The 17,452-nt window shown below is 56.2% G+C and carries 14 protein-coding genes; all 14 read left to right on the top strand.

Annotation, left to right across the window (positions count from 1 at the left end):
* Window positions 1-20: 20 nt before the first annotated feature.
* A complete protein-coding gene (mutL, locus tag ACFPPD_RS02960; RefSeq protein ID WP_209742965.1) occupies window positions 21-2,120 on the top strand; it encodes a DNA mismatch repair endonuclease MutL in 2,100 nt (699 codons plus the stop codon).
* Window positions 2,117-2,893, top strand: a complete 777-nt coding sequence (locus ACFPPD_RS02955) for a class I SAM-dependent methyltransferase (protein WP_209742963.1) — start codon at window positions 2,117-2,119, stop codon at window positions 2,891-2,893. Before mutL ends, ACFPPD_RS02955 begins: the two co-directional genes overlap by 4 nt.
* On the top strand, window positions 2,883-3,887 hold the full coding sequence (miaA, locus tag ACFPPD_RS02950) for a tRNA (adenosine(37)-N6)-dimethylallyltransferase MiaA (RefSeq protein WP_209742961.1): 1,005 nt from the start codon (window positions 2,883-2,885) through the stop codon (window positions 3,885-3,887). The genes ACFPPD_RS02955 and miaA overlap by 11 nt, the downstream gene beginning before the upstream one ends.
* A gap of 28 nt (window positions 3,888-3,915) precedes the next feature.
* Window positions 3,916-4,158, top strand: a complete 243-nt coding sequence (gene hfq, locus ACFPPD_RS02945; protein ID WP_209742959.1) for an RNA chaperone Hfq — start codon at window positions 3,916-3,918, stop codon at window positions 4,156-4,158.
* Between the two features lie 239 nt (window positions 4,159-4,397).
* Window positions 4,398-6,914: a transglycosylase domain-containing protein gene (locus ACFPPD_RS02940; RefSeq protein ID WP_209742957.1), complete on the top strand. Its 2,517-nt coding sequence runs from the start codon at window positions 4,398-4,400 to the stop codon at window positions 6,912-6,914.
* A 188-nt stretch (window positions 6,915-7,102) separates the two neighbouring features.
* Window positions 7,103-8,911: a cache domain-containing sensor histidine kinase gene (locus ACFPPD_RS02935; RefSeq protein ID WP_209742955.1), complete on the top strand. Its 1,809-nt coding sequence runs from the start codon at window positions 7,103-7,105 to the stop codon at window positions 8,909-8,911.
* Window positions 8,898-10,490 (top strand): helix-turn-helix domain-containing protein, encoded by a 1,593-nt coding sequence (locus ACFPPD_RS02930; RefSeq protein ID WP_209742953.1) that lies wholly within the window; start codon window positions 8,898-8,900, stop codon window positions 10,488-10,490. The genes ACFPPD_RS02935 and ACFPPD_RS02930 overlap by 14 nt, the downstream gene beginning before the upstream one ends.
* 101 nt (window positions 10,491-10,591) lie before the next feature.
* Entirely contained in the window at window positions 10,592-11,944 is a 1,353-nt protein-coding gene (locus ACFPPD_RS02925; protein WP_378081356.1) for an ABC transporter substrate-binding protein, read from the top strand.
* A gap of 70 nt (window positions 11,945-12,014) precedes the next feature.
* Window positions 12,015-12,908: a carbohydrate ABC transporter permease gene (locus ACFPPD_RS02920; protein ID WP_209742949.1), complete on the top strand. Its 894-nt coding sequence runs from the start codon at window positions 12,015-12,017 to the stop codon at window positions 12,906-12,908.
* 11 nt (window positions 12,909-12,919) lie between these two features.
* The gene (locus ACFPPD_RS02915; RefSeq protein WP_209742947.1) at window positions 12,920-13,756 is read left to right on the top strand and encodes a carbohydrate ABC transporter permease; all 837 of its coding nucleotides are present in this window, start codon (window positions 12,920-12,922) and stop codon (window positions 13,754-13,756) included.
* Window positions 13,757-13,802: 46 nt separating this feature from the next.
* Window positions 13,803-14,912, top strand: coding sequence for a Gfo/Idh/MocA family oxidoreductase (locus ACFPPD_RS02910; RefSeq protein ID WP_209742945.1), 1,110 nt, complete (start codon window positions 13,803-13,805; stop codon window positions 14,910-14,912).
* Between the two features lie 18 nt (window positions 14,913-14,930).
* The gene (locus tag ACFPPD_RS02905) at window positions 14,931-15,287 is read left to right on the top strand and encodes a cupin domain-containing protein (RefSeq protein WP_209742943.1); all 357 of its coding nucleotides are present in this window, start codon (window positions 14,931-14,933) and stop codon (window positions 15,285-15,287) included.
* Window positions 15,288-15,336: 49 nt separating this feature from the next.
* Window positions 15,337-16,554, top strand: coding sequence for a Tm-1-like ATP-binding domain-containing protein (locus tag ACFPPD_RS02900; RefSeq protein WP_209742942.1), 1,218 nt, complete (start codon window positions 15,337-15,339; stop codon window positions 16,552-16,554).
* A gap of 37 nt (window positions 16,555-16,591) precedes the next feature.
* Entirely contained in the window at window positions 16,592-17,422 is an 831-nt protein-coding gene (locus ACFPPD_RS02895; protein ID WP_209742940.1) for a phosphoenolpyruvate hydrolase family protein, read from the top strand.
* The last annotated feature ends 30 nt before the right edge of the window (window positions 17,423-17,452 follow it).

Below are 17,452 nucleotides of genomic sequence, written 5' to 3'. Positions count from 1 at the left end.
GGGAAAAGGAGTGAGCACCGATGGGAATCATTCGTCCGCTCGACGAGCATCTGGCGAACCAGATCGCCGCCGGCGAAGTCGTCGAACGTCCGGCTTCGGTACTGAAGGAGCTGATCGAGAACGCCGTCGACGCCGGCGCGTCCCGCATCGACGTGACCGCCGAGGAAGGCGGCCTGCAATTGCTTCGCATCGCCGACGACGGCGCGGGCATCCAGCCGGACGACATGCTCGTCGCCTTCCAGCGTCACGCCACGAGCAAAATCGCGTCGGACAAAGATCTCTTCCGGATTACGACGCTCGGCTTCCGCGGAGAGGCGCTGCCGAGTATCGCCGCCGTCTCCAAAGTGAAGTGCGTCAGCGCGACGGACGCCGGCGGTCTCGGACGGTTGCTCGAGATCGAAGGGGGCACCGTCACGGCCGACCGGGAGACGAACGCGCCCAAAGGAACGGAAATGGTCGTGAAAGATTTGTTTTACAACACGCCTGCCCGTCTGAAATACATGAAAACGATCCAAACGGAGCTCGGCCACCTGTCCGACGTCGTCTATCGCCAAGCGCTCGCCCGCCCCGACATCGCGTTCTCGTTCTCGCATAACGGGAATCAACTGCTCCGGACGCCGGGCAACGGCGACTTGAAGCAAGTCGTCGCCGCGATTTACGGCACGTCGTCCGCGAAAGCGATGGTCGAGGTGAAAGCGGACAATCCGGATTACACGCTTACCGGGTTGACCGCGCTTCCGGTAGAGACGAGGGCGAACCGCAACGCCGTCACGGTGCTCGTTAACGGGCGTTACGTGAGAAGCCAAGCGGTCGTGCAGCCGTTGCTGCAGGCTTACCATACGCTGCTGCCGCTTCATCGTTATCCGCTCGCCGTGCTGAATCTGAACATGCATCCGACGCTCGTCGACGTGAACGTTCATCCGGCGAAGCTGGAAGTGCGGTTCAGCAAGGAAGCGGAGCTTCGCGGCTTTATAGAAGCGGCGGCGAAGCAAGCGTTGGGGTCCGAAGCCTATATTCCTTCGGGAGCGTCCGTACGCGCGCCGAAAGCGGCGCCGACGTGGGTACAGGATCAAATTCGCTTCCAGCTGCCGCCCGACGGGAAGGCGGCCGATCCGGCATCCGCGCGGGAAGAGCTTGCCGCGGCGGTGCTTTCGGCGTTCGACGAAACGCTCGGAACCGCCCGATCGACGCCCGTCGGCGAAACTTCGACGCCGTCGCCGTCATCGCGAGCATCGTCATCCGGCGCGCCGTCGCCAAAAGCTGCAACCGAGCCGTTCGCGTCACACGGCGCGGATGCAGCCGTATTCGAAAGACGACCGACTTACGAGACGAAGACCGGCTCGTTCGAATCCGCGCGTCCGACATCGGCGGGATACGCGTCGAAGTCGCCGTCCGACTACGAACGGTCCGCGGACCGTCCGCCGGCCAAGCGTTACCAAAGTCCCGAAAGACCGTCCGCACCGAACGCGGAGCGCGTTCCCGAAGCGGTATGGAAAAGCGCGTTCGCCGCGCCGGAGACGAAACCGCAATCGCCGACGTTCCCCGAATTGTCTTGGATCGGCCAATTGCACGGCACCTACATCGTCGCCCAGAACGAGAGCGGCTTGTATCTGATCGATCAACACGCCGCCCATGAGCGGATTCATTACGAATATTATTACGACAAATTCGGCCGGCCCGAAGAGGCGAGCCAAGAGCTGCTGCTGCCGGTCACGCTCGAATTCGCGCCCGACGAGTGCGCGGCGTTGAAAGGCAAGCTGGCCCATTTCGAAGCGTCCGGCGTATATTTGGAGGATTTCGGAGGCAATACCTTTATCATCCGGGCGGTTCCGCATTGGTTCCCTTCGGGAGACGAGGCGGCGATCGTCCGGGAAATGGCCGAATGGATCATCCAAGAGCGCAACGTCGATCTGCGGGCGCTGCGCGAGAAGGCCGCCATCATGTGCTCCTGCAAGGCTTCGATCAAAGCGAACCAATCGCAGACGCGCGAAGCCGGGGAGAAGCTGCTGGAGCGTCTCGGCGCCTGCCGGCAGCCGTACACGTGCCCGCACGGCCGGCCCATCGTCATCAGCTTCACGACGTACGAATTGGAAAAAATGTTCAAGCGGGTGACGTCTTGATCGTCACGACGACGGATAAACCGACGGAGGCTACGAGTCGGAAGGCGATAGAATTGGCCGCGGAGCTGGAAGGGCGCTACGTCGTCCGCTCGGGCCGCACGATCAACGCGATCGTCGCCAAAGAACGAGACGACGAGATTCTGATCGTCGGGCCTCGCGATATCCGTCTGCTGCAAGAAGGCATTCCGCCGTTTTTCTACCATCCGAGCATGGCGCTCGTTCGCTTGAAACGTCTTCTGACGGGCGGGAACGACACGCTGCTCGACGTATCGGGCGTCTCGGAGGGTGACGAAGTCGTCGATTGCACGGCCGGCTTGTGCGCGGACGCCCTCGTGTTCAGTTACGCAGCCGGTCCGGCAGGCCGAGTCGTCGCGCTGGAAGCTTCGCCCGTCGTGCACGCGCTCGTACGGGAAGGGCTGCGCGCTTACGAGTCCGGCATCGCGCAAGTCGACGCGGCGATGAGAACGATCGATACCCGTCGCGGGCCGTATCAAGAGCTGCTTCCCGCCATGCCGGACAAGAGCGCGGACGTCGTTTATTTCGACCCGATGTTCGAACGCGCGGTACGATCTTCCAGCGGACTCGAGCCGCTAAGGGCAAGGGCGCGGCACGACGCTCTCGATCCGGAAACCGTCCGCCATGCGACGCGGATCGCCCGCAAGAAAGTCGTGCTTAAAGATCACCGGGCGAGCGGTCAATTCGAGCGGTTGGGCTTCCGCCCCGCTCGGTTGTCCGCATCCTCGGTCGCTTACGGAGTGATCGATGTTGACTAATTGGAACCAAGAAGTCGATGTAGACGGGCGGCCGCCGCTGCTCGTGCTCGTCGGACCGACGGCCGTCGGCAAGACGGCGCTGAGCTTGAAGCTCGCGAAGGCGCTGAACGCGGAAGTAATCAGCGGCGACTCGATGCAGGTATACAAAAGGATGGATATCGGAACGGCGAAGCTACTTCCGGACGATCGCGAAGGAGTTCCGCATCATCTTATCGATATCAGGGAGCCCGAATATCCGTTCTCCGTATCGGAATTCCAACAGCTGTGCGGGGAGGCGATCGCCGACATTCATGGGCGAGGCAAGCTGCCTTTTATCGTCGGAGGGACGGGGCTGTACGTGGAATCGGTCTGCTACGGATTCCGTTTCCAGGACATCGGCTCGGACGAGAGGTTCCGGGAGGAGATGAGGGCGTTCGCCCAATCCGAAGGCGCGCAGGCGCTTCACGACCGGCTGAACGCCGTCGATCCGGTAACCGCCGCGAAGCTTCATCCGAACGACGAAGGGCGCATCATCCGAGCGCTCGAGGTGTTCCGCCTCACCGGCATTCCGCTGTCCGATTCCCAGGATCAAAGCCGCGGAGACGACAAGGCGTCGCCTTACCGGCTCTGTATCATCGGCTTGACGATGGACCGCGAGGAGTTGTACCGCAGAATCGACGCCCGCGTCGACGGCATGCTCGAAGAGGGACTCGTCGAGGAAGTGTCCTCGCTGCTGCGAGATGGGGTTCCTCGCGAGGCCGTCGCCATGAGAGGACTCGGCTACAAGGAGATCGCCGCCTACTTGGCGGGGGAGACCGACTACGATGAAGCGGTGCGGTTGCTGAAGCGGGACACGAGGCATTTCGCGAAGCGCCAGCTCAGTTGGTTCCGGCATATGAAGGGGCTCGAATGGGTCGACGTCGGGGACGGCTCAAAAAATTCCGATGTTTTCAAACGGATATGTGATATAATAGCAGGAAAGTTTCATATCGATATTGAATATATTTGGACATAAATATTGTGGCGATGGGGGTTTACGGCCAATGAACAAGTCCATTAACATCCAGGATACCTTCTTGAATCAACTTCGCAAGGACAGCATACCGGTCACCGTTTATTTGACCAACGGTTTTCAGATCCGCGGCGTCGTTCGCGCGTTTGATAACTTCACCATCGTGATCGACAGCGAAGGCCGTCAGCAAATGGTGTACAAACACGCGATCAGCACGTTCATGCCGCAACGCAACGTGTCTCTGATGCAACAGGAGACCAGCTCCGACAATTGATCCGAATACGGACGCGCAAGCGGTCCGCGAAACTTTTCCCAAGCCAATAGCGTCTAACACAATAGGCCGGCAATTGAGCAACCCCTTACCGGGTTGTTCTTTCTTTATGCGAGAGGCGGACGGCAATCGCCGGCATCGTGGAAGTCGGCCGGGTTGGGTAACTTAAAGTGTAAGGTTGAACAACCACTAATAGAGATATGAGAGATACGGAGTATGAGCTAGCAAAAGGGGAGATCGACATGAGTCAGTCCGAATATCGTTCGCAAGCGTCGCCCGAGCCGAGAGGCAGATCCGGCAACGGAGGAGGCGGTAGCGGAAGCGGAGGCGGCAAGGGCAAAGGAAAAGGCAAAGGTCCCCGCAAAGGCAGGAAGAAGCGGGCGATTCTATGGATTTTTTTCGTCGGCTTGTTCGCGGTCGTGTGCGCCGTCGTCGGCTACTTGCTCGTCATTCTGAACGGCGAGCGAATCTTGAGCGCGAATATGAATAAATTGAACTTGGACCAAGCCTCGATCATCGTCGACAAGGACGGCAACCAAGTATCCAAACTATACGTGGCGGAGGGCAACCGGGAGTTCGTGCCTTTCGCGGAAATTCCGAAGCAGCTGCAGGACGCGTTCGTCGCGACCGAGGACAAGCGCTTCTACGAGCATAGCGGCGTAGACTTGTTCGGCATCGGAAGGGCGCTCGTAAAGGACGTCATCGCCAGAAGCGCGGTCGAAGGAGCGAGCACGATTACTCAGCAGCTCGCGAAGAACATTTTCCTCAACGCGGACAAGACGATTTTCCGTAAAGGCACGGAAGCTTCGATCGCCCTCGCTCTCGAGCAGAAGATGAGCAAGCAAGAAATTCTCGAGCTGTATTTGAACCGGATCTATTTCGGCAAAGGGCAATACGGAATCAAGACGGCCGCGAAGTATTATTTCGGCGTCTCCGATCTGAACAATCTGAAGCTCTGGCAAATCGCCACGCTAGCGGGCATTCCGAAAGCGCCGGGCGTATATAATCCCGTATCCAATCCGGAGAAGTCGATGGCCCGCCGCGACGTCGTGCTGAAGCTGATGGTCGACCAAGGACTCATTACCGAAGCGGAACGCGCCGAAGCGGCGACCGTGCCGTATAAGCCGACCGCGAACGCCGGCAAAGGCGCCAAGTATTTGACTTACGTCGATTACGTCCTAGACGAGGCGATCGAGAAAACCGGACTCAGCGAAGAGGAGCTCCGCAGCGCCGGTTATACGATCAAGACGACGATCAACACGAAAGCCCAGACGGCGATGGAGAAGGAATTCGCGAATGCGGACCGGTTCGAGAAAAGTCCCGACGAACGTCTCGTCCAAGGCGCGATGGTCATCATGGACCAGCACGACGGCTCGCTGATCGCCATGGTCGGCGGCCGGGATTACGAGACGTCGGGCACGAACCGCGTCGTCGAGAAGCGGCAGCCGGGATCTTCCTTTAAGCCGATCATCGATTACGGTCCGGCGATCGAGACGGGAGACTTCTTCCCGTGGTCGATCGTGCAAGATGTGAAGCAATGCTTCGGCAACGGCACGTATTGTCCGAGCAACTCTAACAAGGTCCCGTATCTCGGACCTATTCCGATGCGCCAGGCGATCAAGGAATCCCGCAACGTGTCGGCGGTATGGCTGCTGAACGAGATCGGCATCACCAAAGGGCTGAACTTCGCGCAGAAGCTCGGCATCAAGCTCGATAAAGCCGACCGAAACTTGTCCGTCGGGCTCGGCGGCTTGACTTACGGCGTGACGCCGCTTGAGATGGTTCGCGCTTACGGCGCCTTCGCGAACGGCGGCAAACTGCAAGATCCGCATAGCATCTTAAGCATCGAAGACAGCGAAGGCAATTCGGTCTACGAATACGCGGAGCCGAAGAAGAATCGCGTCATGGACGAGAAAACCGCCTATTACGTGACCGACTTGCTGAAAGGCGTCGTCCAGAAAGGCGGTACGGGCGTGCGCGCCGCCATCAGCGGACGGACGGTCGTCGGCAAGACGGGCACGACGCAAGCCGGCATTCCGGGCTACAAGACGAGCAAAAACCGCGACGTCTGGTTCGTCGGCTATACGCCGGAATGGACGGCCGCCGTCTGGTTCGGTTACGACAAGACGGACAAAGAGCACTTGCTCAAAAACAGCAGCGGCCAAGCGGCGGCGATGTTCTCCGCGGTCATGTCCAAAGCGCTCGTCGGCGTGAAGAAGATGAGCTTCCCGGTTCCGAGCGATATACAGCAAGAATCGCAGCTTCCGGCCGTTACCGGCTTGACGGCGTCCTACACGCCGGATTCCCTGACGGTGCAACTGTCTTGGGCGGCCGTCGCGGGCGAAGGGATCACGTACAAGATCTATCGCAAGTCGGAAGATCAGGCGGAATTCACCCAACTCGAAGAAATCGCGGAAACCGCGATCGGCGACATGAGCGTCGAACCGGATAAGAATTATATGTATTACGTCACGGCTTACCAAGCTTCGACGAAGCTGGAAAGCGCGCCTTCGGAGCAAGTCTCGGTGTCGACGTTGTCGGAATTGGGCTCGTCGCCTCCTCCGGACGGGAACGGAGAAGTCGTGCCGCCGGACGAGGGAGGCTTGCCGGAGGAGTCTCCTCCGCCGATCGAGATCGTCATTCCGGGCGAATCTCCGACGCCGAGCGAGTCGCAGACGCCGCCGCCGGAGAGCCCGTCGCCGGACGAGAACGCGTCGACGACGCCGTCTCCAAGTCCGGATCCTTCTCCGAATCCGTAGCCGTAACGAAGCCGCAGAAAGACGGATCATTTGAACTTAAAGAGGGGCAGTCCCAATCGTCATCGAAGATGACGAAGGGACTGCCCTTCTTTTAATATTCATTTTTTTCGTACCCGATCTAATGAAAAGCGTTAAACCAATAAAAACGAAAACATCGGAATGGTATATTGGAGACGGGAGGCGAGAATATGCGGGTCGTTTACTCATTAAGAAATCGATTGAGTCTCATCATTGCTTTGCTGCTCGTGATTTCTTTTCTTGCCATGTACGTGTTCATTTCCCGCCAAGCGAAGAACATTATCGGGAGTTTCGCGGATCGCTCCGTATCGGAGACGATGGATCAATATACGTTTTCCGTGAACACGGTCGCGGCGCAGATCGGCGATTTCGCCAATCTGATGTTCAATAGCGAGATGACGCAAGCTTGGCTGTCCGCCCAGGCCGATCCCCAGCTGTCCAAGGACGAGAAGATGCTGGCCGACTTGAAGATGCGGCAGTTTCTAACGCGAACGACGGCCAACTACTCCGTCATCTCGTCGGTGTCGGTATTTCATCGGAACGGAATATCCATCGGCATACAAGATCAGATTTATCGGGAACAGAATTTCATGGCGTTGGCATGGTACCGCTATTTCAAACAACGCGGCGAACAATGGGTTTCCGCGCATACGGATCCGTATCAGCCCGCTTCCATGGCGGAGGTTCCGATGATTAGCCTCGTTTTTCCTCTCGGGGTGTACAATCCGGCGCAAGCGGAGAGCGTCTTGAAGGTCAACTTCCGTTCCGATTTAATCCGGCAGCCTCTAGAGCAGATCAGCCTAGGGGAGAAGGGGCGCGTTCTTCTCGTGAACTGGGACGGGAAGCCGGTTCTCGCCCAGGACGATCCGAAGCATGCGGATCAGATCAGGGAGCAGTTAAGCCAAATCCGCCGAAACGGGGGAGGCAACGGAACGATCCGGCTGCATACGGCAGAAGGCAATTATTTTCTATTCTACCGTACGCTGAAGGTGCAGGATTGGATTCTGATCGGCCTTATATCGGAAGCGGATCTATACCGGAAGCTCAACAATCTGAATACGACGATGCTGGCGATTATCGCGATCCTGCTGGCGGCGACCGTATTCGCGGCTACCGTCATCTCGGCGGGCGTCGTCAAGCCGTTGTCGCGGCTTTCCCTCGCCATGCGCCAAGTGCAGAAGGGCGACTTTGCCCGAGCCCAGAGGATCGTGCTGCCGGCCGCGGGCTCGAAGTCGGAGGTCGGATTCGTCGTGAGCAGCTTCCTGACGATGATCGAGCGGCTTGAACGGCACATCCAGAGCGAGTTCGAAATGAACATTCGCAGGCAATGGGCGGAATACAAAGCGTTGCGGATGCAGATCAACCCTCATTTTCTCTATAACACCCTGGATGTCATCAGCAGTCTGACGATGCAGAAACGAGCGATGGAAGCGGTCGATGTCATTGAGTCATTGGGGAAAATGTTACGTTTCTCGCTTAATATCCGCAATGATCTCGTATCCGTGGACGAAGAATTGTTATATATCGAGCGTTATGTCTCCATCCTTCGGATCCGATTTTCCGACAGGCTGCAAATTAGCATGGACATCGACCCGGGGATGAGAGACTGCCGCATCTTGAAATTCATCCTTCAGCCTATCGTCGAGAACGCGGTTAAGTACAGTCTTCGCAATAAAGATTCCGCCGTTATTCGAATTCAAGGCTGGATGGCAGACGAAACATTGCATTTGCGGGTCGAAGACAACGGAGTCGGCATGCCGCCAGGAATGGTGGAAAGAATGTTCGATGAATTCCGCCGGTCGCAGTTTATCGATGTTCTTAACACGAAAGGGGATCAGATCGGGCTTAGGAACGTGCTTGCCCGATGCTTTTTGTTCTATGGGGATGCCTTTAACGTTTCCATTCTGTCCGAAGTCGGACAAGGCACGTCGATCACGATTTCCATGCCTAGAAAAGGAGAAGCCGATGAAGCCGTATAAAGTGATGATCGTGGACGACGAACCGGAAATCCGCAAGGGGATAGAGATGAAAGTCGATTGGGAAGCGCTCGGTCTGATCCTTCACGCCGAAGCGTCCAACGGGCAGGAAGCGATGAGCGCGCTGGAGCAGCACCCGATCGATATCGTCATTACGGATATGCATATGCCGTACATGGACGGGGTGGAATTTCTGAAAGCTTGCGCGGATCATTATCCCCGTCTGAAGCTGATCGTGCTGTCGGGCTACGATGATTTCCTGTACGCGAAAGCGGCCGTCCGCAGCAACGTCAAAGATTATTTGCTTAAGCCGGTCGTTCGCAGGGAATTAGCGGACTCGCTGCAGAAAGTCATCGGCGAGCTGGATAAGGAACGTCAAGCGCATGCGGACCGCAACCAGATGGAATGGCAGCTCTCGCAAAATCTAATCTCGATGAGGGAGCAGCTCATCGTGCAGACGCTTAAACATACGAGCGATTACGCTTGGCTGTGGCGCGATCAAGCGAAGCGGCTGCGCACGAATCATTGGAACGACAGCAAGGTTCAATTCCTGGTTATCGATATGGATTCGTCGGAGGATAGGCCATTATTCCTTCTGCCCTTCGAGCTGCTATGCAGGGAAATCGCGGCGGAATGGAGCGGCGAGGCTTACGTGTTTCGGGATCCCGGATTGCCGTATATGATCGGCATGATGGTCGTTCATCCCGGGCGGGAAGGGGAAGATTCCTTCGCCAATCGGGTGAATGAACTGATCGGCAAGCTCGCGCCGGCGATTCAACGCTATATCGGAATGGCGACGGTGAACGGAATCGGGGAGCCGGTGATAGGCTTTCAAGAATGGAAAAAAGGCTATCTATCCGCGCTGCTCGGCTGGAACGAGAACAAAGCGAACATCAATAAGGCCGAGAGCAACGGCGTCATAACGGAAGTTCCTCTGTCTCCTGAGCTAGAGAAGCAGCTCGTTCACTTGCTCAAGTCGGATAAGCGGGAGCCGTTCAAGCAGGAGTTGAACAAGCTGCTTAAGCTTGCCGAGCGGCATTCTCCTCAAGTGCTGGCGAGGACGATTTTTTACGCTTACTTCGTTATGGAATCGGTCGCGCAGGACTACGGGATCGCGATTCCGACGGAACAGCGCATCTGGCTGCAGCCAGATCTGGTATGGGGATTAAACGCGTCCAAGCGGGCCAATGAATATATCGAACGGACCGCGGACTGGATCGCGGATCGGATCGCGTTCTTTCATCATGCGCCGGGCAGCGATCTATTCGAATCGGTGAGGCGTTTCATCGACGATAATTACGGAAGCGAGCTTACGTTATCGATGCTGGCCGAAAAGTATCATTTCAATTCCTCGTATTTCTCCGAGTTGTTCCGCATTCATATCGGCCAGACGTTCAGCGACTATTTGACGGATATCCGAATGACGAAGGCCGCGCGGCTGCTGATGGAAAGCGATTTTCCGCTGACGGAGGTCGGCGAGCTTTGCGGTTATGCCAATCCCAGCTATTTCAGCACGGCGTTCAAGAAGCGCTATCGGATGAGTCCCTCCAAGTATCGGAATCTAAGAGAACAACGAAATTGAAAGCGCACTTCCGACGAGAGTGAATTCCTTCAACCCTTTCCCGCCGATAAGATGGAGAAGCAACGACAAACCATTCGAAAGGGGATAAGCAATTGAACGCGATGTCTAAAAAAGCAAAGCGGGTCAGCGTCTTTCTAGCATTTTGCCTCGTCTTAGCGGGCTGTTCCTCGAACAACGATTCCGAATCGAGCGGCTCCCCGTCTTCGTCGGCAACAACGGAATCGGCTTCCCAAGAGGCGACTCCCGAGCCCGAGAAAGTGGAAATCACGCATTGGCGTTACGAGAACGACAATGAAACGAAAACGATACAGGCTCTGATCGAATCCTTTCAGAAGCAATATCCTCACATCACCGTGAAGCTCGAGCTTATTCCTTCCGAGCAATACGAGACGAAGATCCGCACGGCGATGGCCGGCCAGAACGCGCCGGACATCATGGCCATCGACGCTCCGACGATCGCCTCGTACGCGAGTCAGGAAGCCATCATTCCGCTGGACGATTACATGAACGCGGACGGGAATAAGGAGGACATCTCCAAGCCGGTACTGGGCAGCATTACTTATAAAGGGAAGATTTACGCTGCTCCGCTTCAGGATCACAGCCTCGTATTTTTCTACAACAAAAAGATGTTCGAAGAGAAGGGCATCGCGCTTCCCTCCCAAAATCCGAACGAGCCGTTGACATGGGATCAATTGTTGGAAGCGGCGAAAAAATTAACCGATACGGGCAAAGGCATATACGGGCTCAATCCGATCTTCAAAGGGTTTACTGGCGGAGAAGCGCCGCCGTACGGAGAAATGCCTTGGATCTGGCAAGCTGGCGGAGAGATCATCAATGCCGAAGGCACGACTTCCAAGGGTTATCTGGATTCGCCGGAATCCAAGACCGCGCTCGAGTTTATCCGCAAGCTCTACAACGAATACAAGGTCGCACCCAAGGAGCTTCCGGAGGATCCGCTACCCAACGGCAAAGTCGCGATCGATATTCAGTCGCCCGGTTATTTGAACAAATTGAAAACCAAATATCCGGATTTCGAATTGGGAGTGGATTTCGATATTATGCCGCTCGCCAAGAACATGAAACAAGCGACTCCGATGGGCAGCTGGAACATGGCGATCACTTCGCAGTCGAAGCACCCTAGGGAAGCGTGGTTGTTCGTCAATTGGGTAACGGGCGCCGAAGGGGCCAAAGAGTGGTACAAAGGCACGGGCAATTTGCCGGCCCGTCAATCGACGATTGCGGCGATTCCCGAGCTGAACCAGTATCCGCTGAACGTCTTCGCCGGCCAATCTCTGAACTTCGCGCATCCTCGTCCGGTTACGCCGGCTTATCCGGTCATCAGTGAGACGATCCGCGAGCTGTTCGAGGAAATCGGCATCGGCAACCATGACGTCGATGCGGCGTTGGAGAAAGCCGTGAAGAAAATCGACGCCGCCTTGGCGCAAGTGAAATAACGAACGCCGATCGGCAGCGGGAAGGAGAGTAGACGACCGCCTACTCTCCTTATTCATGGGAGGAATGCGCGTGGGAACGGCAAAATGGTTGAATTTCGGCAATCGCGAGAAATACGCGGCATGGGGCTTCGTACTGCCGGCGCTGCTGCTGCTCTTGATTTTTATGTTCTATCCGATGCTTCGGGCGCTTCTGCTGAGTTTCCATGAAAGCAATCTCATCAGTACGAAGCTAACCTTCGTCGGTTTGGACAATTACGTTAGGCTCGTTCGGGATCCGGAATTCTGGACGACGCTAGGCCACTCCTTTTACTTCGGACTTATCGTCATCCCGGTTCAATCGGCGATCGCCTTCGGTCTGGCGCTCATCGTACAGAAAAAAACGCCCTTCGTGGCGCTGTTCCGGACGGTATATTTCTTACCCGTCGTTATTTCTTTCGTTATCGCTTCGGCGGTGTTCCGATTGATCTATAACAGCGAATACGGAATGTTGAACATTTTATTGGATGCTCTGGGATTGCCCGCGTTCGAAGTGTTATCCGATCCGGATGTTTCCATGTTCGGAATCATCTTGCTGGGGATCTGGCATGCGATGGGATATTTCATGATCATTTTCCTGTCGGGCCTGAATCAAATTCCCGGAGATCTGTACGAGGCAGCGGAGACGGACGGCGCGAGCGGGTTCCAGAAATTTCTGTACGTAACGCTTCCCTTGATGAGAAGGACGATTTCGTTCGTCCTCATCATTACGACGATGGACGCGTTGAAGATATTCATTCCCATCTATGTCGTGACGGCGGGAGGGCCGGCCGGCTCCACGCGCACGGTTGTCCAATTCATCTATGAAACGGCATTTCATCATATGAATTTGGGCTATGCCATCGCGGCCGCGTTCATCTATTTCATCATCGTGCTTGCCATATCGATCATACAGCTTCGGCTATTCCGGTCGGATGTGGAATATTAGGAGGCATCCGCATGCGCGCGACTTTAAGAGGGATTCACTATGCGAGTATGGCCCTATTGGCGGTAATGACCTTATTCCCGATCTATTGGATGTTCATGAGCGCGTTCCGGGCCGAATCGGAGATGTTCCGGTATACGGAGCTTTCGTGGCGGCTGTTCTTTCCCGTAGATTGGACGTTTCATAATTTCGAGGCTATTTTCCTGGACGAGGATAAGCCGTTCGGCCGTTATATGTTGAACACGTTCGCGATGGCCGGCACGGTAACGGCGGCAGGGCTAATCGTCAACGCCATGGCCGCCTTTGCATTCGCGAAGCTGCATTTTCCTTTCAAGAAATTGCTGCTTGTCGTTTTCTTGTCCACGCTCGCCATTCCGCCCGAGGTCGTCATGGTGCCGCAATATTTGGTCATCCGCGATCTGGATTGGCTGAATACGTTCGCGGGGCTCATCGTGCCTTCCATCGTTTGGGTATTCGGCATCTTCATGCTCACTCAGTTTTTCGCCGACATCCCGAGGGCGATTCTGGAGGCGGCGAGAATCGACGGGGCTTCCTGGCTTCGGATTTTCACGATCATCGTGCTGCCGAGCGCCGTGCCCGCGCTCATCACGCTTGGCATTATTACGTTCATTCACCAGTGGGATTCGTTATTGTGGCCATTAATCATCATTAGCGAAGATAGCAAACAGGTCATTCAAGTCGTCATTTCTTCGTTTACGTCCGATCAGGAGAAGCACTGGGGGAAAATCGTCGCCGCATCTTCGGCAAGCTCCGTTCCGATTCTCGTTATTTTCTTGTTCCTGCAAAAATATTACGTCCGCGGCATTATGATGTCGGGTGTCAAAGGGTAAGCGCGTTCCAGTGAACCGTACGCTATACGGCTAGGAGGATAACCACATGAGTCGGAAACAGGATTGGACCAAATATAACTTCGAATACGATCGCAAATTGAAAATCGGATTTATCGGGGCGGGGGGACATTCCTTCCGCAACGTGTACCCTACGTTTCAATACGCGCCGGTGGAATTGGCCGCGATCTGCGACGTGAACGCGGATCGGGCGGCTGCATACGCCCGTCAATTCGGCGCCGCGGCAAGCTATTCCGATTACCGCGAGATGCTGGACAAAGAGAAGCCCGACGCTGTCTTCATCGTGACGGCTTACGAACCGGACGGACGGGTGCAAGCGACGGCAATCGCCAGAGAGGCCATGGAAGCGGGGGCGCACGTATGGATGGAGAAACCGACGGCTTCCAGCACGGGGGAAGTGAAGGAGCTTATCGAGACGAGCAGGCGAACGGGCCGATACGTAATGACCGGCATGAAGAAGATTTTCTTTCCTACCATCGAGAAAGCGAACGAGATTATCCATTCGGTCGATTTCGGCGCGCCCGCATCGTTCTCGCTTCGTTATCCGATGGCGATGCCGGCTCTAGAGGATAGAGCGGACCTGCGGAAGACCGAGGACTTGTTGGATCATATTTTTCATCCCGCATCGATCCTCAATTATTTGTTCGGAGAAATCGAGCACTTCAGCTATGAATGGGAGCCTGCCAACGGAGGCAGCGTCGCCATTCTGAAGTTCCGCTCCGGCATCGTCGGTACGGTTCACTTGACGGCAGGCATCGCGGGCAGCAGCCCATTGGAAAGGCTGGAGGTTGTCGGAGACGGCTGCAACGTCATCGTGGAGAACGGGGTCAAGATGACGTATTACCGCCGGGCCGATCGGCCGACTTACGGCCGCGCATCCAGTTTTATCGTGCCGGATGAAGTGGCGCCGCTCTATTGGGAGCCTGAGTTCTCGCTTGGCCAACTCATGAACAAGAACATTTTCTATTTGGGCTACGTGCAAGAGGTGCTGCACTTCTGCGAAAGCATTCTCGAGGGCAGGGCTCCGGTCAAAGGCACGCTCGAAGCGTCGATGGAAATCTTGAAGCTGTTCGAAGCTTTTTGCCGGCATCCTTCGGGGCAGAAGATTTCTCTTCATAGCAACAGCCACGATAAATAGATCGGAGGAGAGACGGACATGGCTACGATAGCGGATTTGCGGAAAGAAGAACATATGCTCCACCTCGATTGGGGCAAAATTCAATGGTTATGCGGCAAGGAAATCGACCCCGATTGCGAGATGACGTTCGGAATGGTCTATATTCATGCCGATACGTCCAACCCCAGACATTATCACCCCAACTGCGAAGAATATATTTTCGTGTTGTCCGGAGAATGCGATCACACGCTCGGAGATGAATCCTATCATCTGGAACCCGGAATGATGCTGAGAATTCCGAGAGGAGTTCCCCACAACGCCACGACGACAAGCTGGGAACCGTGCAGGATGCTGATCATGTATTCCGCTCCCGACAGGCAAACGATCGGCGAATGATGCAAGCGGGGGATTGGCCATATCCGATTCCGAATGGGGGAAACCGAAGATGGGGAAAGCGATTCTCGTAGGAGCTCTGGATACGAAGGGAAAAGAGTTCGGTTACGTCAGAAATCAATTGCATCGTTGCGGAATCGAAACGATCGCGATAGACGTAGGCGTGCTGGGGACACCCGAGTTTCAGCCGGACATCTCAAGCGACGAGGTCGCGAGAGCCGGGGGTTCGAGTCTGGCTCAGCTTCAGACCGCGAATGATCGAGGCGAGGCGATCGCGGTCATGGCGAAAGGAATCGAACAGGTCGTAAAAGGCGTTCTGGCAGACGGGCAAATCGGCGGATTGTTCGGGATGGGAGGAACGGCCGGCACGACATTGGGTGCGGCAGCCGCGAAGGCGCTTCCCATCGGGATTCCGAAGCTATTGATCTCGACCGTCGCTTCAGGGGATACGAGACCCTATGTCGGCGTTAAGGATGTCACAATGATGTATTCCGTCGTGGACATCGCCGGATTGAATCCGTTGTCTACCCGCATTTTGCATAACGGGGCCAATGCGCTCGCCGGCATGATCAGCCAATACGAATTCGAATCGGAATCGGTTGCCGGCGAGAAGCCGATGGTCGGGATGACGATGTTCGGCGTGACGACCCCATGCGTCACGAGAATCAGGGACCGGTTGGAGCGTGAAGGTTTCGAAGTGCTAGTCTTCCATGCAACCGGCGCGGGCGGCATGGCGATGGAGCAGCTCATCGGAGACGGCTACGTCAAGGGAGTCGTGGACGTCACGACGACGGAACTGGCCGACGAATGGGTAGGAGGCATATTCAGCGCGGGAGCGAACCGGCTGGAAGCGGCCGGGCTGGCCGGCATTCCGCAGGTCGTCTCCGTGGGGGCGATGGATATGGTCAATTTCGGACCCCCGGATACCGTGCCGCACCGATTCGCTGACCGTCGATTTTATCAGCATAACCCGAATACGACGCTGATGAGGACGACGAAGGAGGAGAACAGGCAACTCGGGATGTTATTGGCGGCGAAGCTAAATCAAAGCCGATCGCCGACCGTCGTCGTTTTCCCCCGCGGAGGAGTTTCGCTGCTGGATATGGCGGGCAAAGCGTTCGACGGTCCGGAAGAGCGTCATGCGTTGTTCGAGGCCATACGCTCAGGGTTGAATGAGAATATTCAATTGGTAACGACGGATAAGGATATTAACGACCCGTCTGTCGCGGACTTGATTGCGGAGCACTTCGTCCGAATATTCCGGCAGTAAATGGACGGGACGGCAACTCGAAGGGAGCGGTTCGTATATGGCAATCTCAAGACAGGAAATATTAAGACGTTTACGGCGGCAGATCGATCGGGGCGACATCATCGTCGGCGCGGGCGCGGGGACCGGATTGTCCGCCAAGAGCGCGGAAGCGGGCGGCGTCGATCTGATCATCATTTATAATTCGGGGCGTTATCGCATGGCGGGACGCGGCTCCTTGGCGGGTTTAATGCCTTATGGAGACGCCAACCGGATCGTCGTCGAGATGAGCGGGGAAGTGCTGCCGATCGTCAAGGATACGCCGGTTCTGGCGGGCGTATGCGGCACCGATCCTTTTCGGTTGATGGATGTGTATTTGGCCGACTTGCAAAGAATGGGTTTCTCCGGCGTGCAGAACTTTCCGACGGTAGGCTTGTGCGACGGGGTTTTCCGCCAAAATCTCGAAGAAACCGGAATGGGCTACGACCTGGAAGTGGAGATGATACGCAAAGCGTATGAATTGGACTTGTTCACTTCTCCGTACGTATTTAACGAAGAAGACGCGGTGAAGATGGCACAGGCCGGGGCGGACGTGTTGGTTGCGCATGTCGGGTTGACGACGAAAGGGACGATCGGCGCAAGCACGGCGATTACGTTGGATGAAGCCGTGCGGCGGGTTCAACGGATACACGATGCGGGCAAGGCGGTCAATCCGGACATTATCGTGTTGTGTCATGGCGGACCAATCTCCGAACCCGAGGACACGCGTTATGTGCTGGAACGTACGAACGGCGTTGCGGGATTCTTCGGCGCATCGAGCTTGGAGCGGCTACCGACCGAGATTGCCATCGAGCAGCGCGCGAGAGAATTCAAGTCGCTTTCCATGCAGTAAGCGGCGGATCGACTGCCGTTTAACAAAAGA

This window comes from Cohnella suwonensis, assembly GCF_042655365.1.
Lineage (GTDB): Bacteria > Bacillota > Bacilli > Paenibacillales > Paenibacillaceae > Cohnella > Cohnella suwonensis.
This window is presented reverse-complemented; position numbering and strand designations above follow the sequence as displayed.